The sequence below is a fragment of the Corynebacterium mendelii genome, from assembly GCF_017307055.1.
In the GTDB taxonomy this organism is placed as follows: domain Bacteria; phylum Actinomycetota; class Actinomycetes; order Mycobacteriales; family Mycobacteriaceae; genus Corynebacterium; species Corynebacterium mendelii.
Genome location: NZ_JAFLEQ010000003.1, coordinates 289,894 through 313,564 on the forward strand (window position 1 = coordinate 289,894; position 23,671 = coordinate 313,564).

At 62.7% G+C, this 23,671-nt stretch carries 11 protein-coding genes; 9 read left to right on the forward strand and 2 right to left on the reverse strand.

Features of this window, described 5'->3' with window-relative positions; translation table 11 throughout:
• The 9 genes from JZY06_RS01165 to JZY06_RS01205 all read left to right on the forward strand — a co-directional run.
• On the forward strand, positions 1-572 hold a 572-nt coding region (locus JZY06_RS01165; RefSeq protein ID WP_242516424.1), incomplete at its 5' end, for a vWA domain-containing protein.
• Positions 573-909: 337 nt separating this feature from the next.
• Positions 910-3,360: an HtaA domain-containing protein gene (locus JZY06_RS01170; protein ID WP_207117707.1), complete on the forward strand. Its 2,451-nt coding sequence runs from the start codon at positions 910-912 to the stop codon at positions 3,358-3,360.
• A gap of 91 nt (positions 3,361-3,451) precedes the next feature.
• Positions 3,452-4,903, forward strand: a complete 1,452-nt coding sequence (locus tag JZY06_RS01175) for a Rib/alpha-like domain-containing protein (protein WP_207117709.1) — start codon at positions 3,452-3,454, stop codon at positions 4,901-4,903.
• A gap of 66 nt (positions 4,904-4,969) precedes the next feature.
• Complete coding sequence (locus tag JZY06_RS01180; RefSeq protein WP_207117711.1) at positions 4,970-7,870, forward strand: hypothetical protein; 2,901 nt, start codon at positions 4,970-4,972, stop codon at positions 7,868-7,870.
• A 587-nt stretch (positions 7,871-8,457) separates the two neighbouring features.
• The gene (locus JZY06_RS01185; RefSeq protein ID WP_207117713.1) at positions 8,458-14,295 is read left to right on the forward strand and encodes a Rib/alpha-like domain-containing protein; all 5,838 of its coding nucleotides are present in this window, start codon (positions 8,458-8,460) and stop codon (positions 14,293-14,295) included.
• Between the two features lie 367 nt (positions 14,296-14,662).
• Entirely contained in the window at positions 14,663-17,245 is a 2,583-nt protein-coding gene (locus JZY06_RS01190; RefSeq protein ID WP_207117715.1) for an HtaA domain-containing protein, read from the forward strand.
• A gap of 309 nt (positions 17,246-17,554) precedes the next feature.
• The gene (cobO, locus tag JZY06_RS01195; RefSeq protein WP_207117717.1) at positions 17,555-18,175 is read left to right on the forward strand and encodes a cob(I)yrinic acid a,c-diamide adenosyltransferase; all 621 of its coding nucleotides are present in this window, start codon (positions 17,555-17,557) and stop codon (positions 18,173-18,175) included.
• Positions 18,169-19,557, forward strand: coding sequence for a cobyrinate a,c-diamide synthase (locus JZY06_RS01200; protein WP_207117720.1), 1,389 nt, complete (start codon positions 18,169-18,171; stop codon positions 19,555-19,557). Before cobO ends, JZY06_RS01200 begins: the two co-directional genes overlap by 7 nt.
• Before the next feature lie 320 nt (positions 19,558-19,877).
• The gene (locus JZY06_RS01205; RefSeq protein WP_207117724.1) at positions 19,878-21,440 is read left to right on the forward strand and encodes a hypothetical protein; all 1,563 of its coding nucleotides are present in this window, start codon (positions 19,878-19,880) and stop codon (positions 21,438-21,440) included.
• 117 nt (positions 21,441-21,557) lie between these two features.
• On the opposite strand, the gene JZY06_RS01210 is transcribed toward JZY06_RS01205, so the two are convergent.
• Both JZY06_RS01210 and JZY06_RS01215 read right to left on the reverse strand, forming a co-directional pair.
• The gene (locus JZY06_RS01210) at positions 21,558-22,295 is read right to left on the reverse strand and encodes an ABC transporter ATP-binding protein (protein ID WP_207117727.1); all 738 of its coding nucleotides are present in this window, start codon (positions 22,293-22,295) and stop codon (positions 21,558-21,560) included.
• A 66-nt stretch (positions 22,296-22,361) separates the two neighbouring features.
• Positions 22,362-23,372, reverse strand: a complete 1,011-nt coding sequence (locus JZY06_RS01215) for an FtsX-like permease family protein (protein ID WP_207117730.1) — start codon at positions 23,370-23,372, stop codon at positions 22,362-22,364.
• Between the last annotated feature and the right edge of the window lie 299 nt (positions 23,373-23,671).

The following is a 23,671-nucleotide window of genomic DNA, read 5'->3' on the forward strand; positions in this document are numbered from 1 at the left end:
GCGGATCGCTTCGCCGCGGGATGGAATCGAACCTGATTGTTTTCGTGGTCGATTCCTCCGGGTCGATGGCCGGCAAAGACCGGCTGCAGGCGGTGACCGGGGCGGTGATGTCGATGCTGCGGGATGCCTACCAGCGCCGCGACAAAGTGGCGGTGATCACCGTCAGGGGCAGCACACCCGAATTGGTGCTCCCGCCGACAGGCTCCACGGAAGTGGCGATGCGCCGCCTTGATGGTGCCCCCACCGGTGGCCGCACCCCCTTGGGCGAAGGACTCATGCTGGCCCATGAGGTCATTGAGCGGGAACACCGCAAAGACCCGACCAGACGGGCGCTGCTGGTGGCATTGACTGACGGGCGGGCCACCGGAACACAGGGCATGGCCGGCGTGGCCAAGGCCAGTGCGGTGATCGCCCAGCGGAAACTGGCCGGTTGCCTGGTCATCGACTGCGAGCAGTCACGGCGGGTGCGGCTGGGGCTGGCGCGCAAGCTGGCCGAACAATTGCAGGCGGCGTGTGTCACCCTGCCGGAGATTTCCGCGGAATCAGTCTCCGGGGTGATCAACACCATATAGTCACCTACCGCGGGGTGGCAGACGGTCCGGGGGTGGGCAGTGGGCTGCATTTCCTCTGCTTTCTCCGAAAGGTACCACCCCCAAGGTCCCTTTGTAGGGATGTATGAAGTTATTTACGTGCGGGTTTTTGTCTTTCTTTCCGCAAGAAATGACCATTGGGCCTGTTTATCGGGTATGTTAAGTGAGGCGAACATAAGTTAGTGCTCGAGGTGGATGCCCGGTGAGATCCGGCATCCCGGCCACGGGTTTCCCCGGTGTTTGCGCCATCCTTGCCCGCAGGGGCCGTGTCCGCCGGTCTCTGCCGGGTGATCACAAGCAGAAAGACCGTATTTTTTCCGTGCCCCCGTCACTTCATATCCGCCGCCGCCTGGTGGCTGTCACCGCCGCCATCGGCCTTGTTCTTCCCCTCGCCCATGTCCCGGTGGCCACCGCCTCGGTGGACAACACACTGGGACTGGTGGCGCAGCCGGACAAAAAACAGCACTTCGAACCCGGCCAGCCGGCCCTGCTGTGGAATCTTAGGGACCGGTTTTTCGAGTATCTCGGCGACCGGCCGACCCATTTTTTCGACGGTGCCGAACAAGGTGTGAACAAAGTCCTCGACCCCGACGATCCGCCGGCCACCATCGTGTGGCCGTGGGTGGACACCGTGCGGGAGTCCGAGGATGAAGTGGTGGTGCACTACACCGGGACTGTCTCCATGCTGTCCTACTGTGATTTTGCCCGGGCGGGGGAGAACCCCGATCCGGCCGCCACCGGTGAGATGGCCGCGAAATTCCGCGGCAATTGTTCACTGGATATCACGCTCAGCGAACCGTGGGTGAAGTTCAATCCGCTCACCGGGCGCGGCGAGTTGAGCGTGACCGTGCTGAGCAAACGCTACTCCGATGGCACCTGGATGGGTCCTGAGCGTGTGGTTTTCGCGAAATTCGAGGAAGGTGCTGCCGCCACTTCCTTCGAGGACGGGCTGGTGACCGTCTCCGGGGCGCCGTCGCTGCTGGATACCGCCGGGGCCCAGGCCATGGGCGGGTTCATTGATGTCGGTTCGGCGATGGCCAGCCTGTTTTTCACCTACAAAGGCGACAAACAATTACCCAAACCCAACGGCTACACCCCCACCGGGCATATGGCCGGCATCGCCACTTGGGGCGGATCAGCCGACCTGTTCCCGCGCAGTGACGGTTCTGTCGTCTATGTCGGCAACGTCGCCGGCTTTGGGGCAACGGGCCGTGCCCGGGTGATCCGGCGGGATTTTGACCGCATGGGGTATCCGGTCGATGTGGATGTTGATGCCCGTCTCGCGGCGGCGCTGGATACCGCCAATGATGTTGTTTACACGGCCACCGGCACCACTGTTGTTGCCCGGACCATGGACAACGACGTGCAAATCAGTGACAGACCCACCACCGTGGTCACCCTTGACGACGGCCGCACCATCACCGATATCGCCTACAACCCGGCTTCGGAAGTCATCGGCATCACCTCGCTGGGGGCACGTGACGCCGGGGCCCGCTACGGTGCCCGGTTCACCACTTTCGATCCTGCCACCGGCGCAGCCCGGACCGTCGATCTTCCCGCGGGCAGGGACCTGCACCAAGTCGCCGAGGACTACCTGGACTACTACAGCGATGAAACCTACGGTTCGCCCTTCGGCCACACCAACGGGGGCCTGCGGGCTTTAAGTGACGGAACCTGGCTGTATGTCCGTGACCATCCCACCGGTCGGCTTGACGGCACCGCCGACGGGAAAAGGGGTGCCGCCCCGGTACACATCACCCCGGAGCAGCCCGTCACCGCCACGGTGATTGAAACCGATGCCCTCGGCACGGAAAACGACGCCCTGAAAAGCGTGTCCGTCACCCCTGACGGCAACGGCGGTGACACCATAGCAATCTGGAACAGCTACGACGGCGACCTGGGAAAAATCGCTGTACTCCACTATGACGGCAACGGGATGTTCTCCACCGTCCACACTGTGTCCGGACTGGACAACTCCACCGTTGACGGCAAACCCAACTCCACCGGCGGACCGGTCGGTGCCATAGCCGGGGCGGGCTTTGACGCACAGGGGCGCATGCTGGTGGTCGGGGCCACCTCCGGGGTGGTCAATGTGGTTGATCCCGCCACCTATGAGGTCACCCAAACCGTCGGTATCGGTGAGGGAACCAAAGGCACCCAGGCCAATTCCAACAGCAGCCTGGTCATCAGCAACGGACAGGTGTACCTGCTCGAGCAGCTGAACCTGAACAAAGACGGTATTGAAGGCGACTTCGGCGGTGTCCACCGCTTGCGTGACCACAACAGCCCCGGTGCAGCCACCACCGGGGGCAACAAAGCCGACGGCTCGTTGATCACCACCGGCACCAGAGCGATGTTTCCCCCGGCAACCGACACCGGTACCGGCAACGGTGACGACACACAGACAGACACAGACGACGGCACCGACTCCGGCACCGGCACAAACACCGACACCGACACCGACACCGGCTCCAGCAGTGATTCGAATCCCGGAACCGGGTCGACCAGCGGAACCGGTGACGGTGCGCCGACGACTCCCGGCGGCACCGAAACCGGTAACGGACACAGCGCGCACACCCACACCGGTGGCGGTCACACTGTTTCCGACGGCACCGGCGGCATACCGGTTAGCGGCCAGGCAGCGCTGGTAGCCGTGATCAGTCTGCTCACCGTCGTGATGGGGATTCTCGCGGCAGGTCTGGCGGGATTTTTCCCGGCTGTTACGGGCGGATTGCCGTCTCTTCCCGCGCTTTCGCCCCTTGTGCCGTAACCGGCCCGCTCGTCCGCCCGCCGGTCGATGATCCCCATGAACTTTTCTTTAGCCACCAAACGCACTTCCCCATGAACGGACAACCACCCCCATGCACAACCAACGACGATTGACCAGACTGTGTCTGGCTGTCACCGCCACCATTTCCCTGTCACTGGCGGGCCTTCCGGCCAGCAGTGCCGAACCTGTGGGAACCCCCGATCCGACGTTCGGTCTCACCGACACCGGCGGCCCGGACGATAACACCGCCTACCCGGTCGGCACCCCGGCTGTGTCCTGGAATGTCATGAACACCTTCGTCAACGCCGATCACGGTGGCTTCAACATGGTGTTCGACGGGGCGCAACTGGACTATCTCAACGACACCTACCGCCATGCGGTGTGGGCGTTTTCCGGCAAAGAGGTCAAGGACGGAAAAACCACCCTGTATTACCGGGGAACCGCCACAGCACTGCAGATGTGCACGATCTCCGATGAGATCAACGGAAAACGCATCCGCAAAAACTGTCTTCTCGACTTCACCCTCAAAGACCCGGTCATCTCCTGGGACAACACCACCGGGGAGGGGACGGTCACCTACATTTTCCACGGGGTGACCCGTTTCAACCCCACCTGGTACGGGCCGGAACGCTTTGTCTTCGGCACCTTCAACATGCTGGAGAACAAGGTTGTCGACACCCCGGCAACCACCCGCACCACCAACGGTGTGACCACCATCAGCCACCTGGGGCTGGCGCCGATTGAAACCACCAAAAAACTCACCGCCGGCCATCCCCGTGAGGGACTGGGCGAAAAGCTCTCCCCGCTGGAGTTCAGCTTCCCGGAAGATGACGCCGTTTTGCTGCCGTCGACTGTGGATGAATCACTGTCGGCGGTCACCATCGGCGATTACCCCGGTCCGGCCAACGAATTGTGGACCGTGGCCTACAACAAGGGGACAACCGTGCAGGCGAAGCCGGGGATCACCGCCCGGGCATCGCTTCGCGGATCCAACCCCGGCTACCGCAAGGGGCGGTTCGTCTCCATGCCGCAGTTGTCCCACGTGGATGTCACAGGCGATATCCCGGAGGGCATGAGTGTCGACTTCGGTTCCGGGCGGATCAGCTACAAAGCCCCGGAATCGGCACTGGGCACCACCGTCGAAATCCCGGTGACGATCCACTGGCTGGACACAACCACCAGCCAGACGACAGCCACCTTCCGGGTCAGTGCCACCGGCCAAGCCCCCGGGAGCGATCCCACCCCGGATCCGGGTCCGGCGACGTCACCGACATCCACCCCCACCACCGAGACGCCGCAACCGACGACCGGTACCACGCCGGACGCCACCACCACAGACAGCACCTCCCGGCCCCAGACTCCGGCGCACAACGACAACACCGCCGATGAACCGGTTGCCGGGAAAACCACCACCGCAGTGTTGACGACCGTCATCGCTTTTATCGCAGCCATGGGGCTGGGCATCCTCGGCTCCCTGGTGGCGGTCTTCGCCGCCGGTGGTGTTCCGGGGGCCGACCCCGCACCGTTTTTCCGGCACCGGTAGCCGAACCGGACACCCAACAAACCAGTCGTTACTGATACACAAACAATTTTTTAAAGGACCCCCTCCATGAACAAACACTCCCGCCGCATCCCGACAATAGGTATCGCGGCAGTGACAGCCCTCACCCTGGCAATCAGTCCGGTCGTCCCGGTTGGTGCGGCCGAAGACGCCGGTTACGTGCAGACGGCAACGGTTGACACCAAACAGGTTGAACCCACCTATCTGGCATCGGCGAGACTGTTCGCCCTGTCCAACGGCAACGTGACACTGGTGACCAAACACGGTGTGTTCACCGCCGACGGTGAGACCCTGGAACGGGTGTCCGCCGAAGAATCGGGCACTGATCCGGAAACCTCGGCTGAAGCGGCCGGCACCGACATCTACATGGTCACCGGCGGCAACAATATCGTGAAGGTGGACACCACCACCGGCAGTGTCTCGAATTTCGCCACCGCCGGTGGCGCACAGGACCATGTCAGCGGTATTGCGGTGACCACCGACGCGAGCAAGCTCGGCGTGATGACCACCGACAACAAAGCCAACGCACAGTTTTTCGTCTACGACCTGGCCACCGGGGAAGAGCAGTCGGTATGGCAACTGCCCAAGCGCAGCGAATTGTATCCGGGTGTCAGTGATGAGGACGACGACTCGACCTTCCTGTCGCCGTGGGGAACCTACAACCGCAACGGATTCGGCGAATCATTGTCCGCCATGCCGGACGGCACGTTCCTGTGGTGGGCTGAAGCCTCCAACGGGTGGGGATCGCCCAGCCAGCCGCCGTTGAGCCTTGATCCGTCGGACAAGTCCATCACCATCATCGAAGCCGGCGAGCAGTTCCAGCAAAGCCCCACCCAGGGGGCGGCCCGGGAAATGATCACCGAAGGCAACAATGTGGTGTTTTTCTCCCACGTCGGCAATGATTCAGGCGACTACCCGGATCCGCAGGACATTGGTGTCTACACCTATGCCGACCGGGGGCTGACCACACGTTCTTACGGCAGGATCGACGGTCTGCTGCAGATCACCGGGGTGACCTTCACCGCTGACGGCACCGAACTCGCGGTCGGCTCGCAGGACGGGGCCCTGGCCTTCGTGGACGCGGACACCCTGGAAATCAAGGAAGAATCCACCCCGTTCAAGGACTTCCACCACTTCAACCAGCGCCACCGCAGACCGCTGGTGCGTATCGGCGACAACTACTATGTCGCCGCCGCAAAAAGCGCCGAAGAAGACGAGACACTGCTCATCGTCAAAGCATCCCCGAAAGACGACTCCGAAAACACCGCAAAACCTTCACTCAGCTTCGACTACACCCTGAGTTACGGGTCAAACCAGGCGACGGTTGGTGAGACGAGCAGGAAAACCCCAAAGATTCTGGGCACCGATTTCAGCCCGAAAGCAAAGCCCGACGATGCCGTATTCAGCCTCAACGCACCGGTACCGGCAGGCATGAGCATTGATGCCGCAACCGGGGAAGTGTCTTTTACCCCGGAAGCCGCCGGTGAGGTCCAGGGCACGGTACGGATGCTGATCCCCTCCGAAAACAAATACACCGAGGCCGGTTACGTCTTCACCGTCGCGGAAGCCACCCCCACCGATCCGACCGGGGGCATGACACCCGCAGCCGCCCCGATCCCGTCCTACGGCACAATCACGGGTACCGCGTCAACGACTGTCACCCAAGCGGTCGACCTGGTGGATCTGGACAGTTCCGAACAGCCGGAAAAACCCGCCGATGCTTTCTACATTCTTTACGGCCCGGCACCCGACGGACTGACGATCAACCGGGAGACAGGCGAGCTGACCTGGGTCAACGCCCGCGCCGGGGAGACCAGAGGGCTGGTTCGCCTGGTGATTCCGTCGAGGAACCAGTACGTGGAGTCCGGCTACGTGTTCACCATCTCCGAATCCGGTACCGGCGGCACAGACAGTGACACAGAGGCGGTCCCCGGCAACGACTATGTCTTCCACTACACCTACACCGGCACAGCGACAGTGGGGGAGACCTTCACCGTCCCACCGGAATTCATTGATCCGGCCACCGGGAAAAAGCTCACTGCCCCGGCGGGCACGATGTTCACCCCGATGTTCCCGACGCTGCCCCAGGGGGTGTCGATGGATGGGAACACCGGTGTGTTGACCATCACCCCGGAAACCCCCGGCGACATCTCCCTTCTCGTCAGGGCGATCATGCCCGGAAGCGAGAGGATCTACACCGGTGACGCACGATTTACCGTCAAAGACGACTCCACCGGCGACAGTGGGGAAGACCGGGACAAAGACGAGGACAGCGGACAAGACAACGACGGTGACACAGACGGCGGCACCAGTGGCGACACCTTTGAGCTTTCCACGGACATCAGCCGGGCCGCGGGCACAGTGGACGGCAAAGCCGTGGTCGCAACGACGATGACGTTCGCTCCTGTGGTCACCGTCGGCGGCACCCCGGTGATCCCCGATGGCGCGACCTTCCGCCTGGATGATGCCCCTGACGGGGCCACCATCAATGTCCACAATGGTGCTGTCAGCTTCACCCCGGCGCAACCGGGCAAATACAGCTTCACCATCTCCCTGGCGGTCGGCGGGCAAACACGCGCTACCACCACCGCCACGGTCTACGCCCAGGCGCCCCAAGCGCCGGAGAGTGACACAAACACCCCGGAAAGAGACGATCAGGAGGAGAAAAAACCCGCCGGCACACAGTCGACGGACAACACCGATGGCACCACCACCGGCAGGCGGGACACTGCCACGCCCGGCGGGTTCTCCGTCCAGGGAAGCTCGGTGATCTCCGATGACAGGGGAGTACGGATGCAGGGCAGCTCGTTGGGATCGTCGACGACCGGCGGTGGTCCGGATGTCACCAAGATCGGTCCGCTGACAGTCCTGCTGCCTTTGTTGACCCTGCTGGCTCTGCTGGCAGGCACATTCGGATTGTTCCGCACACTGCCGGGGGTGCCCCGCTAGCAACCCCGTCGACAACGCCGCAAGCCGACGTGCGGCTGCACCTGCACCCACCGCCGGACGGCGGTGGCAGCCTGGATCACACCGGGCTGCCATCGCTGTTCGGCATTTGTGCTACCCCCATTTGATGTCCCCAAATAAAAAACAGCTTTAGTGTGATGCACAAGCGTGGCGACCCTTATGAACCCATGCGGAAACGGAAACCGGTGCTGCGCACGGACGGTTCGGCAGAGGGTGAAGTAAGTGGCTGACCCATCCCCCTCAGGATGCAGGTGGGGTTCTGGCAGATAGTGCTCTAACAGGGTAAATGTCAGCGCTGCCGGGGTGGGGAGGGTGGTTGTTCTGGTGTGGCCCCGGTGGGATGGGTGGTGCGGGGCGGGAATATCAGATACAGGCAAGGCGACCCAAACAAAACCCGGTCGTTTGCTAGGAACTCAGACTCATTAAAGGTATACTCATTTGAAAAGATCACACGTTGTTTTCCGGCAGTTCGCCGACCGTGTGACGCACAAGGTTTCCCCAACTGTTCTCACACGCTCAGTCGGAGGGGCCGGACGTGAAAACCCCTACCTTAAGGCTGACAACAACACATGAGTTCTTCCCGCCGTATCCGCCGCACCGGCATTGCCGTGATGGCATCCCTGGCCATGACGCTGACCCCCATTGCTGTGGTGGCTCCCGCTTCCGCGGCCGACACCTTGGCCACTTCCGGCAGTACCACCTCGACTGGCGGGCTGAGTTTCGTCAAAGTCTCCGATGCCTCCACTGATTTGGGCGATGGCAACCGGGTGATGGTCACCACCCCGCAGGGAATTCTGCTTCCCGGCGGTTCATCCTGGTCGCCGTCGCTGTTCCGGTGGAGCTACGACCTGGTTGGCGCCGAAATCAAGGACGAGAATATCTACGACCGCGGTTTCGTCGCCGCTGAAGCGGGCGGCGGCAGTGTCGTCACCGTCTTGTCCGGCAAGGTCTACCGCTACGCGGTCACGGATTCCGGGTTATCCGAACAGGGAACTGAACTGGCAGTGCTTCCGGGCGGGGAGCCGTATGTCAGCGGTGTGGCGGTCGGTACCGACGGATCCATTGCGGTGACCTGGTACACCGATGAAGGAACCATCAGCGATTCCGTGCGCACCGGGCATGTAATGGTCATTGGTGCGGACGGTGAAAAAACAGTCACCGACTTCCCGGATCTGGCGACGCTGTACCCGGGCAAAAAAGTCGGTAAAGCGGCGCTGGGTGACTACGGCGGATCGGTCAACCGTCTCAAGGCGCTTTCCGACGGCAGCTTCATCTTTTACAGCAACAACATCGGCAGCGGCCGCGGCGAAGACAACCGCGACGCCAACCAGCCGCTGCACATCACCGTCACTGGCACAGCCACGGAAGTTTCAGCCTTCCAGCAGGGTGACCAGATTGCTCAGCCGGCCAGTGAGAATTCCGGCAACGGCGTCGGTTCCTTCTACACCAACACCGACGACGGCTCTGTCGCCTTCTGGAACTACTACGCCACCGATCCCACCATGGGTCGGGTGAACCGCCTGTTTGTCATGCACTACGCCGACGGTGAGCTGACCCCCACCGCTTTGAACGGCGAGGTGGCAGACCTTGACGGCAAAAACATCGGCGGTATCGTCACCCGTGGCGGCAAAGCATACGTCTACACAGTCTCCGACAGTCTCATCCACACCTTCGATCTGGCCACCGGCACCCGGGAGGCAACCTTCGATCTGAACTCCGCCGATGAGGTGACCATCCCGGAAGACTCCAACCACACCACCGTCACCAACAAGCTGGCCATATACGGCGATGATCTCTACGTTGTTGCCCCGGCTGAAAAAACCAGCTGGAGGGACAGCGGCCAGATGATCAAACTGGCCATGCCCCCGGTCCAGTCGCCTGATACCGGCACCCAGTCGCCGGTCACCGAAGACACCTCCCCGGCCGAGTTGAGCTGGATCAGCCGCAGTCCCGATACCGAGGATCTGGAACCTTCCGACAAATACACCCTCGGCGTTCTCGCCGATGGTCTGTTCGCCGGCACTGGTTCCTGGAGCACCGACGAGTTCTTCCTCGACAAGAACCTGGCCGCCACCAAGATCGCCGATGACAAGGTCGCCGAATTCGACAGGGCGGTCTTCGACAAGGCCACCTCGACGCTCTACACCACCGAAGGCACCACCATCAGCAAGCGTGTCATCGGTGACACCACCATTGGTGAGGAGACAGTCATCGCCGAATTGACCGCGCCGGCCGACAGTGATTTCAACTACCAGATCACCGGCCTGGCGCTGCAGCCAACCGGTCAGCTGGCGGTTACGTACGTCCACGACACCGGCGGATGGGCCGACGGTACCCGCCACGGGCATGTGCTCATTGTTGACGCAGACGGAATGAAGAAAACCGTTGATTTCCCCGGCTACCAGGACCTGTTCGGCCGGGAGGACGTCAACAAAAACGCCCTCGGCGGCGGCAGCACGGGATTCCCCAACCATCTTCTGGCCATGGCTGATGGAAGCTACATCCTGTGGGGCAACAGCCTGCAGGACGGCCAATCCGAAGAGAATCCGACAACCGCCGTTGGCGCGGTGCATATTGTGCCCACCGCCGATGGTGCGGAAATCACCGAAATCAAGGGCTACACCGCGCCTGCGGAAAACCCGAACAACTACGTGAAAACCATGTACTCGAATCCGGCCAGCGGATACGTGGCAATGTTCAACAACCGGGCCACCAACGACTCGGGTTCCGCCGCACCGTTGCTCTACATCTCCAAGTACATGGACGGAAAGCTGGTGCCCACCGCCGTCAACGGGGATGTCTCTGACATGGTGGGCGGTATCGGCGGTGTGGTCACCCGTGGCGACAACGCCTATGTGTTCGACTGGAAGACCGGCGACATCCATGTGATCGACATCACCACCGGTAAAAAGACCGGCACCTTCAATATGGTCGGCACCGGCAAACTGGATTCCTACCCGGAGATCAGATACTACTCTTCCACCGGAAATTCCCTGGTCAAAGACGGCAATGACTTGTATGCGGTGCTGACCGTCAACGACGGCTGGCCCTCTGCCGGTGCGCTGGTCAAACTGCAGTGGGTGCCGGAAACGGCCACCCCGAAAGACAACACCGTCTACAGCTTCAGCTACCCGCAGGACGTGACCGCAGAGAAAGACACCGCCGCGCAAGCTCCGGTGACCTTTACGGCAGAAGGTGCTGCCACCGCGGTACCGGATAACACCACTTTCGCGCTCAAAGAGCCGGTGGACGGTATGGCGGTAGCCGATGATGGTGTGGTCACCTTCACCGCCACCGACGCACACAGTGGCACCACTGTCACCGCACAGGTGACCGCCACCTACGCCGACGGCTCCTCCGCGTCCGCCCCGGTGAGTTTCGCGGTAGCCGCCGATACAAAAGACAACGAGCGCTACACCCCCAGCTATGTGCAGGGGATGGAAGCCACTGTCGGCGGCAGCGCCAGTTCACAGATCAGCTTCACCGCCGACGGCGCCCAGGCCACACCGGAAAACGTCACTTATGCGCTTTCAAGCCAGGTCGACGGCATGACGGTGGATGCTGACGGCACTGTCACCCTCACCCCGGTCGAAGCCCAGGCTGATTCCACTGTGGAGGCAACCGTGCAGGTCACCTACGGTGATTCCACAACGGAACAAACCCCGGTGAGTTTCAAAGTGAAAGCCGCGGAGAAAGAGGAGCCGACAACCAACACGCTCTACAGTTTCCGCTACACCTTTGGCGACGACGCCAAAGGTGGTGCCGCCAAACCCGGTGACACCGCCACCAAGAAGCCGATTTTCATGAAAGCGGGCGAATACACCGACCTGCCGGCCGCGTCCTTCCCCGAGATCACCGGATACCGGCTGGATACCCCGGATGCCCGCAGCGACCTGTCGATCGATAGCGACAGCGGTGTGATCACTTTCGCCCCCACCACCGACGAGCCGATTCCTGACGGCGATGATTTCATGTACTTCAGCGTACCGGTCACCGTCACCTACGCCGACGGCTCGGAAAGCTCCACCAGCACCGGTTTCACCCTTCTGCGGGGTGAAAAACAGCCGGTTGAGGACAAAGACAACATCATCTACTCGGTCAACTACGCCGGGGTGACCGAGGCGTTCCCCTCCACTCCCGTCACCCTGGCCGCCCCCACCCTCGATGTGGTGGCCACCAGCGAGTATGAAACTCTCCCGGTCGAAAACGGCACCACGTTTGCAGCTTTCCCGGCGGGCTCCGGCAAAGAACTGCCCGCCGGCATGGAATTGGCCGATGACGGCTCCTTGACCTACACCGCACCGGCCAACCAACAGCCCGGCACAGTATTCGCCGAAGTTGAGGTCACCTTCCCCGACTCCTCGGTGGGCAAGGCAATCGCGGCTTTTACGGTGAAAGAGAAAAAGACCACCACAGCCGACAGCATTGAACTGCACTACACCTTCAGCGATGACGGCACCGGTGGGTTTGCGAAACCGGGGGAGAGCGCGACAAAGAAACCCGGCTTCGACAAAAAAGCCGCCGACGGCACCGTGAACCCGTTGCGGGAAGACGAATTCCCCACTGTGACGGGCTACCGCCTCACCGGCACCGACATCCGCGCGGATGTGTCAATCGACGACAAAACCGGTGTGGTCACGTTCAGCCCCGTTAGCGACAAAGAACTCTCCGCCGACCAGGACAAAAAACTGGTGTCGGTGACAGTGACCGCCACCTTTGATGACGGCTCCGAGAGCATTGATGCGGTGCTGTTCACCCTTGTCCGTGGTGATGACAGCACAGCCAACTCCACCACCGCGACAACGTATTCGGTCCAGTACGCCGAATCGAAAATCCTTGAAGGTCCCGCCGGAACCCCGGTGGCAGCCCTGCCGACAATGGACAAGATTGCAACCGGTGAATACGAGACCGAGGCGATTCCCGCCGGTACCGTCTTCGAGGCCTACCCGGCTGACAGCACAAAAGCCCTGCCGCCGAATGTGACCGTCAATCCCACCGACGGTTCAGTGACTTTCACCCCTTCCGAGGACCAGGCCGGAAGCACCCTGTTCGCCCACGTCAAGGTGACCTTCCCCGACAAGTCGGTGACCAGTGCTGTCGCCGCGATGAAAGTGACCGAAAAACAACAGCAGCCGACCGCGGAGAAGTACTTCGTCTACTACACCGGCAAAAACACCGGCGGTGGCACCATCGATTTGGGCCCCACGGGCGCGAAATCGGCCACCAAACAGGTGGTGTTCGCCACCGGTGACGCCGAATACCACGAGGATGTCGACAAAGATGACTACCCGGCTGTCACCGGCTACAGCCTGGTGACCAACCGCGACGATGTGACCCTGGATGCCAGTAGTGGACAGATCACCTTCGCCCCGAAAGATTCCTCCGATGTTCCCGACGGGGAAAGAGCAACCATCGTCTACATTCCGGTGACTGTCACCTACTCCGACGGCTCTACCGATGTGGCCACAGCCACGTTCACCGTGTTCCGCCCGGTCAGTGAAATCGATCCCGAATCGGTACCGATGAATGAGCGCCTGGCGGTGTTCTTCGGGGATTCCTCGGCAGTTTCTGCCACTGTCGGTCAACCCGCTTCCGTGGAACCTGTGGCCGATATGACCCTGGATGCCACATTCAATCCGATTGCTCTTCCCGCAGACACCGAGATCGTGGCCTACCCGGCCGATGATCCGGAACGCGCCCTGCCGGAAGGCATGGTGCTCGGCGACGACTTCACCGTCACCTACACCCCGCCGGTATCGGCTGCAGGACAATCAGTCACCGGCTATTTCCTGGTTGTGTTCGAAGACGGCACCAAGGGCGAAACCCTGGTCACCTTCGCCGTGTCCTCCGATATCCCGGCACCGCCGGAAGTGAACTGGACAATGCAAGCGGCAACCGACGGCTCCGCCGACGGGGTTGTTGTCAGTGGTCTGGATCAGGGAACCGGCACTGTCGGGCAACCGGTCTCGGTCACCCCGATGCTTATCTCCAGCGACAACTCCCCGCTGCCGCCGAACGCGCTGTTCACCCTGGGCGATAGCGCCCCGAGTGGCGCCACCATCAACCCGGTCACCGGACAGGTCACCTACACCCCGGTGGCAGAAGGCTCGGTGTCGATTCCGGTGGTCGTGGTTATCGGCCAACGCACCGTCAGCACCACAGTGGTCTTCGGGGTGAAAGCCGCCGACAAGCAACCCGGCGGCACAACCACCACCCCGGCCGATAACGGCACAGACGACACAGAGAACCAAGAAAACACACAGCAACAGCTCCCGCCCACCGGCCTGCTGCAGGCGCTGATGACCAGCCCGCTGCTATGGCTGCTGCTTCCCCTGATCACGATCGTCACCGGGCTGTGGTACATCGCCCCGACAGTCCTGACACTGCCCGCCCCGGGCACCCGCTAGAAGCCGCCCGCAGGCGGTGGTGCAGCACAACAGCCGTGAAAAACCCCACCACCGCCGACGCGTGGCCGCCTGACACAACTGCACCTATTTTTTTAAAAAACTTCGCCGCCGCCCTACGTCTGTACGGGGATGACAACCCCCCGGCTTACCGTGATGTTTTTCCCGCCCCTTTTTTTAACCTGACCGGTTGTTTAAAGGGGGAGGCAGCGGCACACCACCGACCCCGGGTTTCCCGGGGAAAACCCGCCTGCGGGAGAGGCTATCGAACGACCTGTCGGGCGGGGTGTTAAACCCCACAACCCGTCCCCGCCGCCGCAGGATCCCTGCGGTTTTACTTCCCCAACAAGAAAGAACTGTCATACACACCGTGTCACCCAAACGTTTCTCCCTCGCCCACCGTGCCGTCACCGCGGCCTGCACCGTCTCCCTGATGTTTGCCGGCACCCAGATTCCGGCCGCCCAAGCCGATGAGTCCTCGCAGCTCGGTTTGATACCGCGCGCCGGGCAGCAGCAAAACTATCCCCAGGGCACCCCGGCTCTGAGATGGTCCATCAAAGAATCCTTCGTCCGCTATGTCGGCGGGAAAGTCAGCCACGCCTTTTCCGGCCTGGAAGTCGAACACAACGACGTCACCGACTCCGATGTGTTGTACTGGCCGCTGAAGACGGTGTCCACCGGCGCCGACGGGGTGATCACCGCCAACTACGCCGGTACCGTCAACTTCCAGAAATACTGTGAGGACGCCGCCAACCCGAAACGCGGCGACTGCCTGATGGATCTGACGATCATGGATCCGACAATCGTCTTCAACCCGGAGACCATGACCGGCAGCCTGTGGGTGACCGTCCACAACTTCGTCCCGGAAAAAATGGTCACCGGGGCGCCAGGCACCTGGGTGGGGCCGGTGAAGGAAAAATTCGCCGACCTCACCGGTGATTCGGTCGCCTACAACAACACCGACGGGGTGGCCACCGTCACCGGGCTGCGGGCCGCACTAACTGAATTCGGGGCGACACAGATGCTGGCCTACTCGCCCGGGCAGGTCATCGACAGCCCCGCGTTTTCTTTCCCCGCCACCGATTTCCGCCTCGGGGAGCAGACCGGCTACACCGTGGTGCCGGTTCTCCACGAGGATCTGCAGTACCACGGGGGAACAAACCTGTGGAACCGTTCCAACGGCACAGTGCTGATCACCGGTACCCGCCATGAACCAACCGCGGATGGAACCGTCATCACCGGCTGGGCGGCCATTGTTGACTCCGACGGTGACATCGTCGCCGAGCCGCATGACTATCCGGTGCTGGGCGGAAAAGACCTGGTGGCGTTTTCCACAGCCACCGACACCCTCTATTTCGTCGGTGATGACCAGTGCACCGTCTACAAGACACCGGTCACCGACGCCGGTATCGGTGAACCCGAAAAAATCGCCGGTCCGGTCGGCACCTGTGCCGAAGAACTGTTCGGTGACGGCGAAGCAGTCGTCACGATCGGGGTGGACAACACCACCGGCATGATCGGCGTGATCCGCCGGAGCGCGGCCACTGACGACGGCACCAAGACCGTGTCGTGGACACTGACCCAGCACCCGGTCGACGGATCGGCGGCGACCACAGTGCCGCTTCCCTCCGGCGACAAGCTCTACGGCACGTTCGCCGAAGGCGAGTACTACGACGCCACCTACGGTGATGTCTACTACCCCAACACCCAGTCGCTGCGCGGCCTGGGCGATGGCACCTGGTTGTCGGTGTTCGACCGCACCGTCAATGCGGGCGGCCGCACAACCGGCGGCGTGCCGGTGCACATCACCCCCGGCCAAGCCACCACAGCCGCGGTAGTAGACGCCATGAGGGACCAGTTCTACGACAAATCCCACAGCTACCGGTTCACCGCGGTCGGCTCCGGCAAAGTCGTGGTCTACAACGGGCAGTTCGCCTCCAACTACTCCAACACCGCCGAGGACAAAAAAGCCCGCCGGGTCGGTGTCTACTCCTACACCAACGGCACCTTCAGCCGGGAGCACCTGACATATCTGCCGCTGGCATGGACCTCACTGTCGTCGATTGAACCGGTCGGGGATTCCTTCTTCGTCGTCGGCGCCGGTGAAAACACAGCCCATGCCGGGATGTTCAGCGCTGACCTGACACCCCCGGCAGATGAGAACACCGTCAAACTGCAGTTCATGAAAAACCTCAACAACACCGCGCAGCATTCCGCCGTCGCGGTCGACGGGGGCTACATGATTCTCGGCCAGCGGGAGACCGACACCGAAAAAATTGTGCTCAACGTGGTGAAACAACCCACCGGCGATAATGCCCCCGACCCGCAGGTGGAGCCGGTGAAACTGGGCGATGCCCCGGTGATCGTCAACCCGGACAAAGGGCTGGTGTTCTATCCGCCGGTGGGCGACAACGGGGACACCGTGATAGCGGTACCGGGACAGACACTGTCGTTCACCCCGAAAGTCACCGTCAACGGCAATCCGCTTCCCGCCGGTGCCGTGTTCACCCTGGGGGAGAAAGCACCGGCAGGAGTCACCATTGAGGCGGGCACCGGAACGATCCGCTATGCGGTGACTAAACCGGGTGAAGTCATCATTCCGGTCAAAGTGAGCGTCGGGGGCGACTCGGCGGTCTATGTCTACTCCTTCACCGCGGCCGCCCCGGCCGAGAACACCGGACCAACCGACAGCAACACCGGTCAACAAGACACCGGAGACGGCGCCGGCACACAAAAGCCGGAGACAAAAACCGGGTCGGCCACACCCCCGTCGGTGAACTCCAGCGGCACCGACGGGCTGCCCGAGTGGACGACAACCGGCGACATGGGCGCTCTCACCGGCATCATCGCCTCCCTCGGACTGGCCGCAGTCTATCTGTCCATCGTGCACTGGGCACTGCACTTCGGCCCGCTGAGGATGCTGCTGATGCCGCACCTTACGCAGGCCCGGTAACACCCCGCCGCACACCACCACCCCGTCAGGTTGACGACCCCCGAAGATTCCGGGAAAACTCCCACCTGGCGGGGTGGCGCGCATGAGTAGGACCCGGAAAAAGACAAAAACAAACAACCCGCGGCCGGGGCCGGATCCGGTGCAGGCAACCGCCCGCACAGGGCACACCGGCAGCGGTTTTGTAGACTTGTTCTGGAACCCACCAGCAAGCGACAACCCCCACCACCGCTTCCCACCTGCTTTTTTTCACACACCCATCCCGGAACACACCAGCTGTCACCGGACACACCCACCACCTTTGGAGGCCCCATGGCCCACGGCCGTATTGACCCCGACAGCATTCCCGACGACGGACTGTCCACCCGCGAGCGCCGCCAGCTGCCCGTCACCGCCGTCCACACCGGCGAAGGAAAAGGCAAAACCACCGCCGCCATGGGCATGGCCCTGCGGGCCTGGAACGCCGGACTGGATATCTGTGTCTTCCAGTTCGTCAAATCCGACAAATGGCACGCCGGGGAAGAAGACGTCTTCGCCACCCTGAAAAAAATCCACGACACCACCGGCCAGGGCGGCGATGTGGAATGGCACAAAATGGGGCAGGGCTGGTCCTGGTCGTGGCGCAAAGGCACCGAAGACCAGCACGCCGCAGCCGCCACAGCCGGCTGGGAAGAAGTCAAACGCCGCCTGGCGGCCGAGCAACACGACTTCTACCTGCTCGACGAATTCACCTATCCGGTCACATGGGGCTGGATCGACGCCAGGGAAGTCGCCGACGTCCTGGCCCACCGGCCCGGCACCCAGCATGTGGTCATCACCGGCCGCAACGCCGACCCGGCGATTGTTGAAGTCAGCGACCTGGTCACCGAGATGACCAAGATCAAGCACCCCTTCGACCAGGGACGCAAAGGCCAGAAAGGCATCGAGTGGTAGCAGCCGCCCCCGGCATCTGTATCGCCGCACCGGCCTCCGGGACAGGCAAAACCACCATCGCCACCGGCCTGATCGCCGCGCTTGCCCGCCGTATGGAGGTCGCCCCCTTCAAAATCGGACCCGACTACATCGACCCCGGCTACCACACCATGGCCGCCGGCCGGCCGGGCCGCAACCTCGATTCTGTCATGTGCGGCGCAGACACCATGGGACCGCTCTACGCCCACGGCTGCGCCGGCTGCGACATCGCCGTGGTCGAGGGAGTCATGGGACTGTTCGACGGCCGGATCACCGAAGGCGCTGATCCGGTGTGCGCGCCGGGTTCGACCGCCGAGATCGCCAAACAGCTGGGGCTGCCGGTGATTCTGGTGGTCGATGTGCGCGGCATGAGCCAATCTGCCGGGGCGATGGTGCGGGGGTTTGCCACCGCTGTGGCCGGTGTCCGGGTGGCCGGGGTGATCATCAACAAAGCGGGCACCGACCGGCATGAGGCGGTCTGCCGAAAATCCATTGAGGCCGCGGGCATTGAGGTTGTCGGCTCCATCGGGCGGATGGACAGCATTGCCGTGCCCTCCAGGCACCTGGGTCTTGTCACCGCCGCCGAACACGGCGATGCGGCGGCGGCAGCTGTGCAGCACATGGCTGATCTGGTCGAGCAGCATGTCGATATCGACCGGATCATCCAGCTGGCGGCAACCACCTGCGACGGACCGGCCTGGGATCCGGCGGCGCAGGTCGAAAGTCAGGGACCGTGCACTGTTGCGCTTGCCGGCGGTGACGCCTTCACCTTCGCCTACGCCGAACACACCGAACTGCTCACCGCCGCCGGGGCATCGGTGGCGGTTTTCGATCCGCTGCACGATGATTTCCCCGACTGCGACGGGCTGATCATTCCCGGCGGCTTCCCGGAAGAACATGCCGCCGATTTGGCCGCCCGCGATGATCTCCGGCACGCCATAAGGAAGTTCATCGCCGACGGGGCGCCGGTCCACGGTGAATGCGCGGGCCTGTTGTGGCTTCTGGAGTGTCTTGACGGCCATCCGATGCTGGGGGTTATTCCCACCACCGGGCAGATGGGATCCCGGTTGAGTCTCGGCTACCGGGAAGCGGTGGCGTTGGAAGACAGTGTGCTCTACCGCACCGGGGAGCGGGTCGTCGGCCACGAATTCCACCACACCTGCCTGTCATCACCTGTGGCCGACGGGTTTTCACCCGCCTGGGGCTGGCGGGGCTGGGACGGGGCACCGGTCAGGGAAGGATTTGTCTCACCCCTGGTGCACGCCTCCTACCTGCACTGTCACCCGGCGGCGACCGGCACGGCGATCGAACGTTTCGTCGCCGCCGCCCACCGGGCGGGGCGCGGACAACCCGTCGCGGGCTAGACCACACCGGCACACCGGGAAAAGAACCATCCCTGTCCGGCCGCAAGCAGTGCCTCATCCGGCCGACAGGGTGGTGGCAGCTGCCACCGGCCGGTCGAATACACTCCCGGGGATACCGGTGAACAAACCCGCCCGCCCCGCAATGGTCGACCGGCACCAGGTGAGGCCGGGCCGGGGCTTGTTCACGTTACGGTTAAGATGGGTCCCCACCACCCCGGGCAGGTTGTTCAGCAGGCCCCGGGGAGGCGGTGGACATCACGGCCAGTCACAACCACTGCCGTGCCGCCGACGACGCGAAGGAAACGTTAGTGAGGATTACCGTGGGCACACACACCCGGACAGCAACCCGCCGCAGGACAACCCTGCTGGCGGCAGCGCTGACTGTTGCCGCGACAGTTGCCGGGGTATCGGCGCCTGCGGCAGGCCCGGTGTCACTGCCGGTGGCCGCTGCCGCCGACAGCGCACAGATACCTGTCATCGATTCCGAGTCTGTGGTGGGGCTTGACTGGACCGCACCAGATGACAGGAAAGGTTTCCTCGGCGTTAAAGAACGGGACCGCCAGCAGGGGGCGACCGTGTCATTCAAGATGGGCAAAACAACCCGCAGCAGTGGGGGGTACCACCAACTGTGGCTGGACGGCGATGTTGAGCTGGCGGTGGGGGGCAAATCGTTCGGCTTTACCCAGTTGCGCGTGTTCATCAACGAAAAGACCGGCAAAGGATCCGTGACCGCCTACCGTCTCTCCGCGGATGGAAACCGGACGAACGAGATTGTTCCTCTTCTGGACCTGGATACCACTGGTGCGCAACGGGGCACAGCCCGTCAGGGAAGGGACGAACTGGTGACATTGCGCGGGGTGGGGGTGAGCCTGGCGCAGAAAGGAGCCACATACCTGGAACTGGATGAAGGCGCTGCGGCCGGAACGATGGACATGACCTTCAAGCCCAGGGGTGCGGTGGACAAACTCGGGACACAATCGGCTACAGCCGTTGAACCGGTCATCTATCGAAAAGCGGCCGACACGGCCGGCTATTACGAATTGACCTACCCCGACACTGTTATTGGCTGGGGCACCCCGCTGGTCATCGATCCGGTCATTACTGTTGGTTCAACCAAAAAGCCGACCAGTTTCCCCCCGGGGACCCTGTTCTGGCTCAGGGACAGAAACGGTGGTTTGACAACCGATTTAACCGGCGACCCGGACCTCGGGATAAAAATCGACCAGGACACGGGACGGATTACCGGCAACACAAACAGGGGCGGAGTAGTCAACTACCACGTGGTGGCGATTTTTCCGAACCAGCAGCAGAGCACTGAAGAAGCGACGATCACCATCACAGCCCCCGTGGGCGAGCTGCCGCCGGTGTTTTACCCTCTCTCCGACGGGGATGGAACCGTTACAGACAACGACCGGGGGTTTGCGGCGCGGGTTGGTGAGACAGCGGTTTTCAAGCCCACGTCGAAAAAGCCGATTCCATCGCTTGCACGTTTCGCGCTGCAGGACCCGGTCCCGCAGGGCGCCAGCATCGATGACATAACCGGCGAGGTGACTTTCACCCCGACATCGCCGGGCATCCACGAGATCACAGTATCGGTACGGGTGGGCGGGAACACGGAAACTGAAAAGCTTGTCATCCCTGTCGATCCGGCAGGGGCCGGCGGTGATGCGAACACTGACACCGGCGGCACCACCACCAAGCCGACCAACCCGAACAAACACCCGGTGGTTGTGCCCAATCCCCACACCGTCAATGAAGCGGATGGTTCCGGCGGCGGCATGTCCATGATCATCGGACTGGTTGCTCTGCTGGCTGCTCTGGCCGGCGGTTCCTTCATGTTCATGCAGGGTGGATTGCCGGGATTTGCCCTGGTTGTCGGTTAGTAACGGCTACCACCGGGACCGGGGCCGAAAGGTGTGGCAGGGCAGGTGACACCCGGTGTCGTCCACACCCCCGCCGCCGGTCGGTGCAGCAATTTCCGCGGGGTGGGCGGGTGGTTCCTACCCGGCGGCAACGGCAAGTGCGTCATGGCGGGGGGTGTCGAGCACACCATCGGTCATGACCAGTTCCCGGTCGGCGCGGGCGGCCGCATCCCGGTCGTGGGTGACCAGCAGGGTACCGACGTTTTCCTCCCGCACCAGCTCGAGCAGAAGATCCATGACCGCCTGGGAGCGTGTTGAATCAAGGGCACTGGTGGGTTCGTCAACCACCAGCAGTTCCGGCGAATGCATCAGTGCGCGGGCAATGTTGACCCGCTGGCGTTGTCCACCGGAGAGCGCAGACACTGTCCGGTTGGCGGCATCGGCCACATCCAGCCGCCCAAGCAGATCCCGGGCGCGGTTGCGGGTGTCTTTCCGGCTCGGCCGGTGTTTCCACCAGCCGACCAGGTGACGGGTCATCTCCAACTGTTCGATGGCGGTCAGTGACCCGAGCAGATTCGGCTGCTGGAACACAATGCCCAGACGCTCCCGGCGGATGGCGGCGGCCTGGCGGCCGCTGATTCCGGCCAGCTGCGTGCCGCCGAGAACAATCGACCCGGAATCGGGTCTGATCAAGGTCGAGGCCACCGCCAGAAGTGATGATTTCCCGGATCCGGACGGCCCGGTCACGGCGATCAGTTCACCGCGGTTGACAGTGAAAGTGGCGTGGTCGACGGCGGTGATGCGGTCGTCTCCGTCAGGGAATGTCAGCACAACATCGCGCATCGTCAACGCCGGGGTGGTGGGGGTGGTGGTCATTGTTGCTCAACAACTTTCTCATCGGGTCGTGTGATTGACGGGGCAGTAAAGTTCGGGGCCGGGGTGTCAGCGGTTGCCTCCGAGGGCTGTCAGCGGGCTGGTGGTGCGCAGAAAAAGCAGTGCCGCCGCAGCGCCGGCCAAGCCGAGGGCGAACATGGTGACGGCGGGAAGGACTGTGGTTGACCCGTTCAATACGAACGGCAGGCTGTCGCCGATGGCGGTGGCGGTGGCAACGGTGACAGCCAGTCCGGCCCCGATACCGGTGGCAAGAATGACCGTGGCCTGGCCGAGGGAGTCGGCGATCAGCGATGAGGTGGTGGCCCCCAGTGCTTTCAGGGTGGCGATGTCACCTGTGCGCTGGACGGTCCACACCAGGAAAAATGCTCCGGTGACCAGGGCGGTGATCATCAGCAGCATGGCGCTGATTATTCCGAGGGATGTCGATTCGGCCTGGTGGGCCGCCAGAGTGGCGGGCAGCTCACCGGCGGCCACGGTCTGGGTGTCACCGGTTATCGCCGGATCGGCTGCGGCTGTGATGACCGCGGCGGCTTCCGTTCCCGGTTCCAGGTGGGTCCAGATAACGGGGGAGTGGTTGAACCAGTCATCCCCGGTGATGGCCGCAACCGTCAGTTGCTGTCCGCGGATGGTGAGTGTGTCGCCGACCGAAAGTCCGGTGGCGGTCTGTGCGGCGGAACTCACCGCGGCTTCACCGGCAGCCGGCATGTACGTGGCGTGATCGGCGGGTCCGTTGTGCCCCGCGGCCACCGAAACCACCGCCAGGTCCGCACCGCCAACCCGGGTACGGCTGAAACTGACCGCGGTTGATTGCGGGTTGGCGGCGATCAGGTCGTCGGTGACGGCAGTCGACAGCCGTGACCGGTCGAGGCTCGGGGAGGAAGTCCCCTCCAAAATGGCGGCCCGCCCGCCGAGAGCGGATAAAGAACTGATGGTCTGATGTGTCAGTCCACCGGTCAACCCGGATAGGAAACTGACCAGCAGCGCCATCATGGCGACGGTGACGGTGATCAAGGCGAAACGGGCTTTGGCGGCGCGGATGTCTTTGAGAGCGAGAAACATGGGCGTGTGTGTCTGTGTCTTTGTTGAGTGGTCTTTGCCGGGGAGCTTCCCCGGACCGGCCGACTGCGCGGCAGTGGCAGGGACAGACCGCAGGTGCGTCTGCCGCGGGCCGGGGCTGCCGCCACAGTGGTGCGGTCACAGTAAAAGTCTGCCGCCGGAGATCACCGGCAACATCGTCGAAGTGGGCGAAAAGGTGGGCTACCTTCTGGGGTGCGGTGAAAAAGACATTTAGACGCGTGCCTAATCAAACGAAGGGTTGAGTGATGTAAACCCCTGCTTGTCCACCCGCTACAGTGGGA

Coding starts and splice junctions, on each gene's coding strand:
- JZY06_RS01175 (WP_207117709.1), top strand. CDS start 3,452: ATGCACAACCAACGACGATTGACCAGACTGTGTCTGGCTGTCACCGCC.
- JZY06_RS01180 (WP_207117711.1), top strand. CDS start 4,970: ATGAACAAACACTCCCGCCGCATCCCGACAATAGGTATCGCGGCAGTG.
- JZY06_RS01185 (WP_207117713.1), top strand. CDS start 8,458: ATGAGTTCTTCCCGCCGTATCCGCCGCACCGGCATTGCCGTGATGGCA.
- cobO (WP_207117717.1), top strand. CDS start 17,555: ATGGCCCACGGCCGTATTGACCCCGACAGCATTCCCGACGACGGACTG.
- JZY06_RS01210 (WP_207117727.1), bottom strand. CDS start 22,295: ATGACCACCACCCCCACCACCCCGGCGTTGACGATGCGCGATGTTGTG.
- JZY06_RS01215 (WP_207117730.1), bottom strand. CDS start 23,372: ATGTTTCTCGCTCTCAAAGACATCCGCGCCGCCAAAGCCCGTTTCGCC.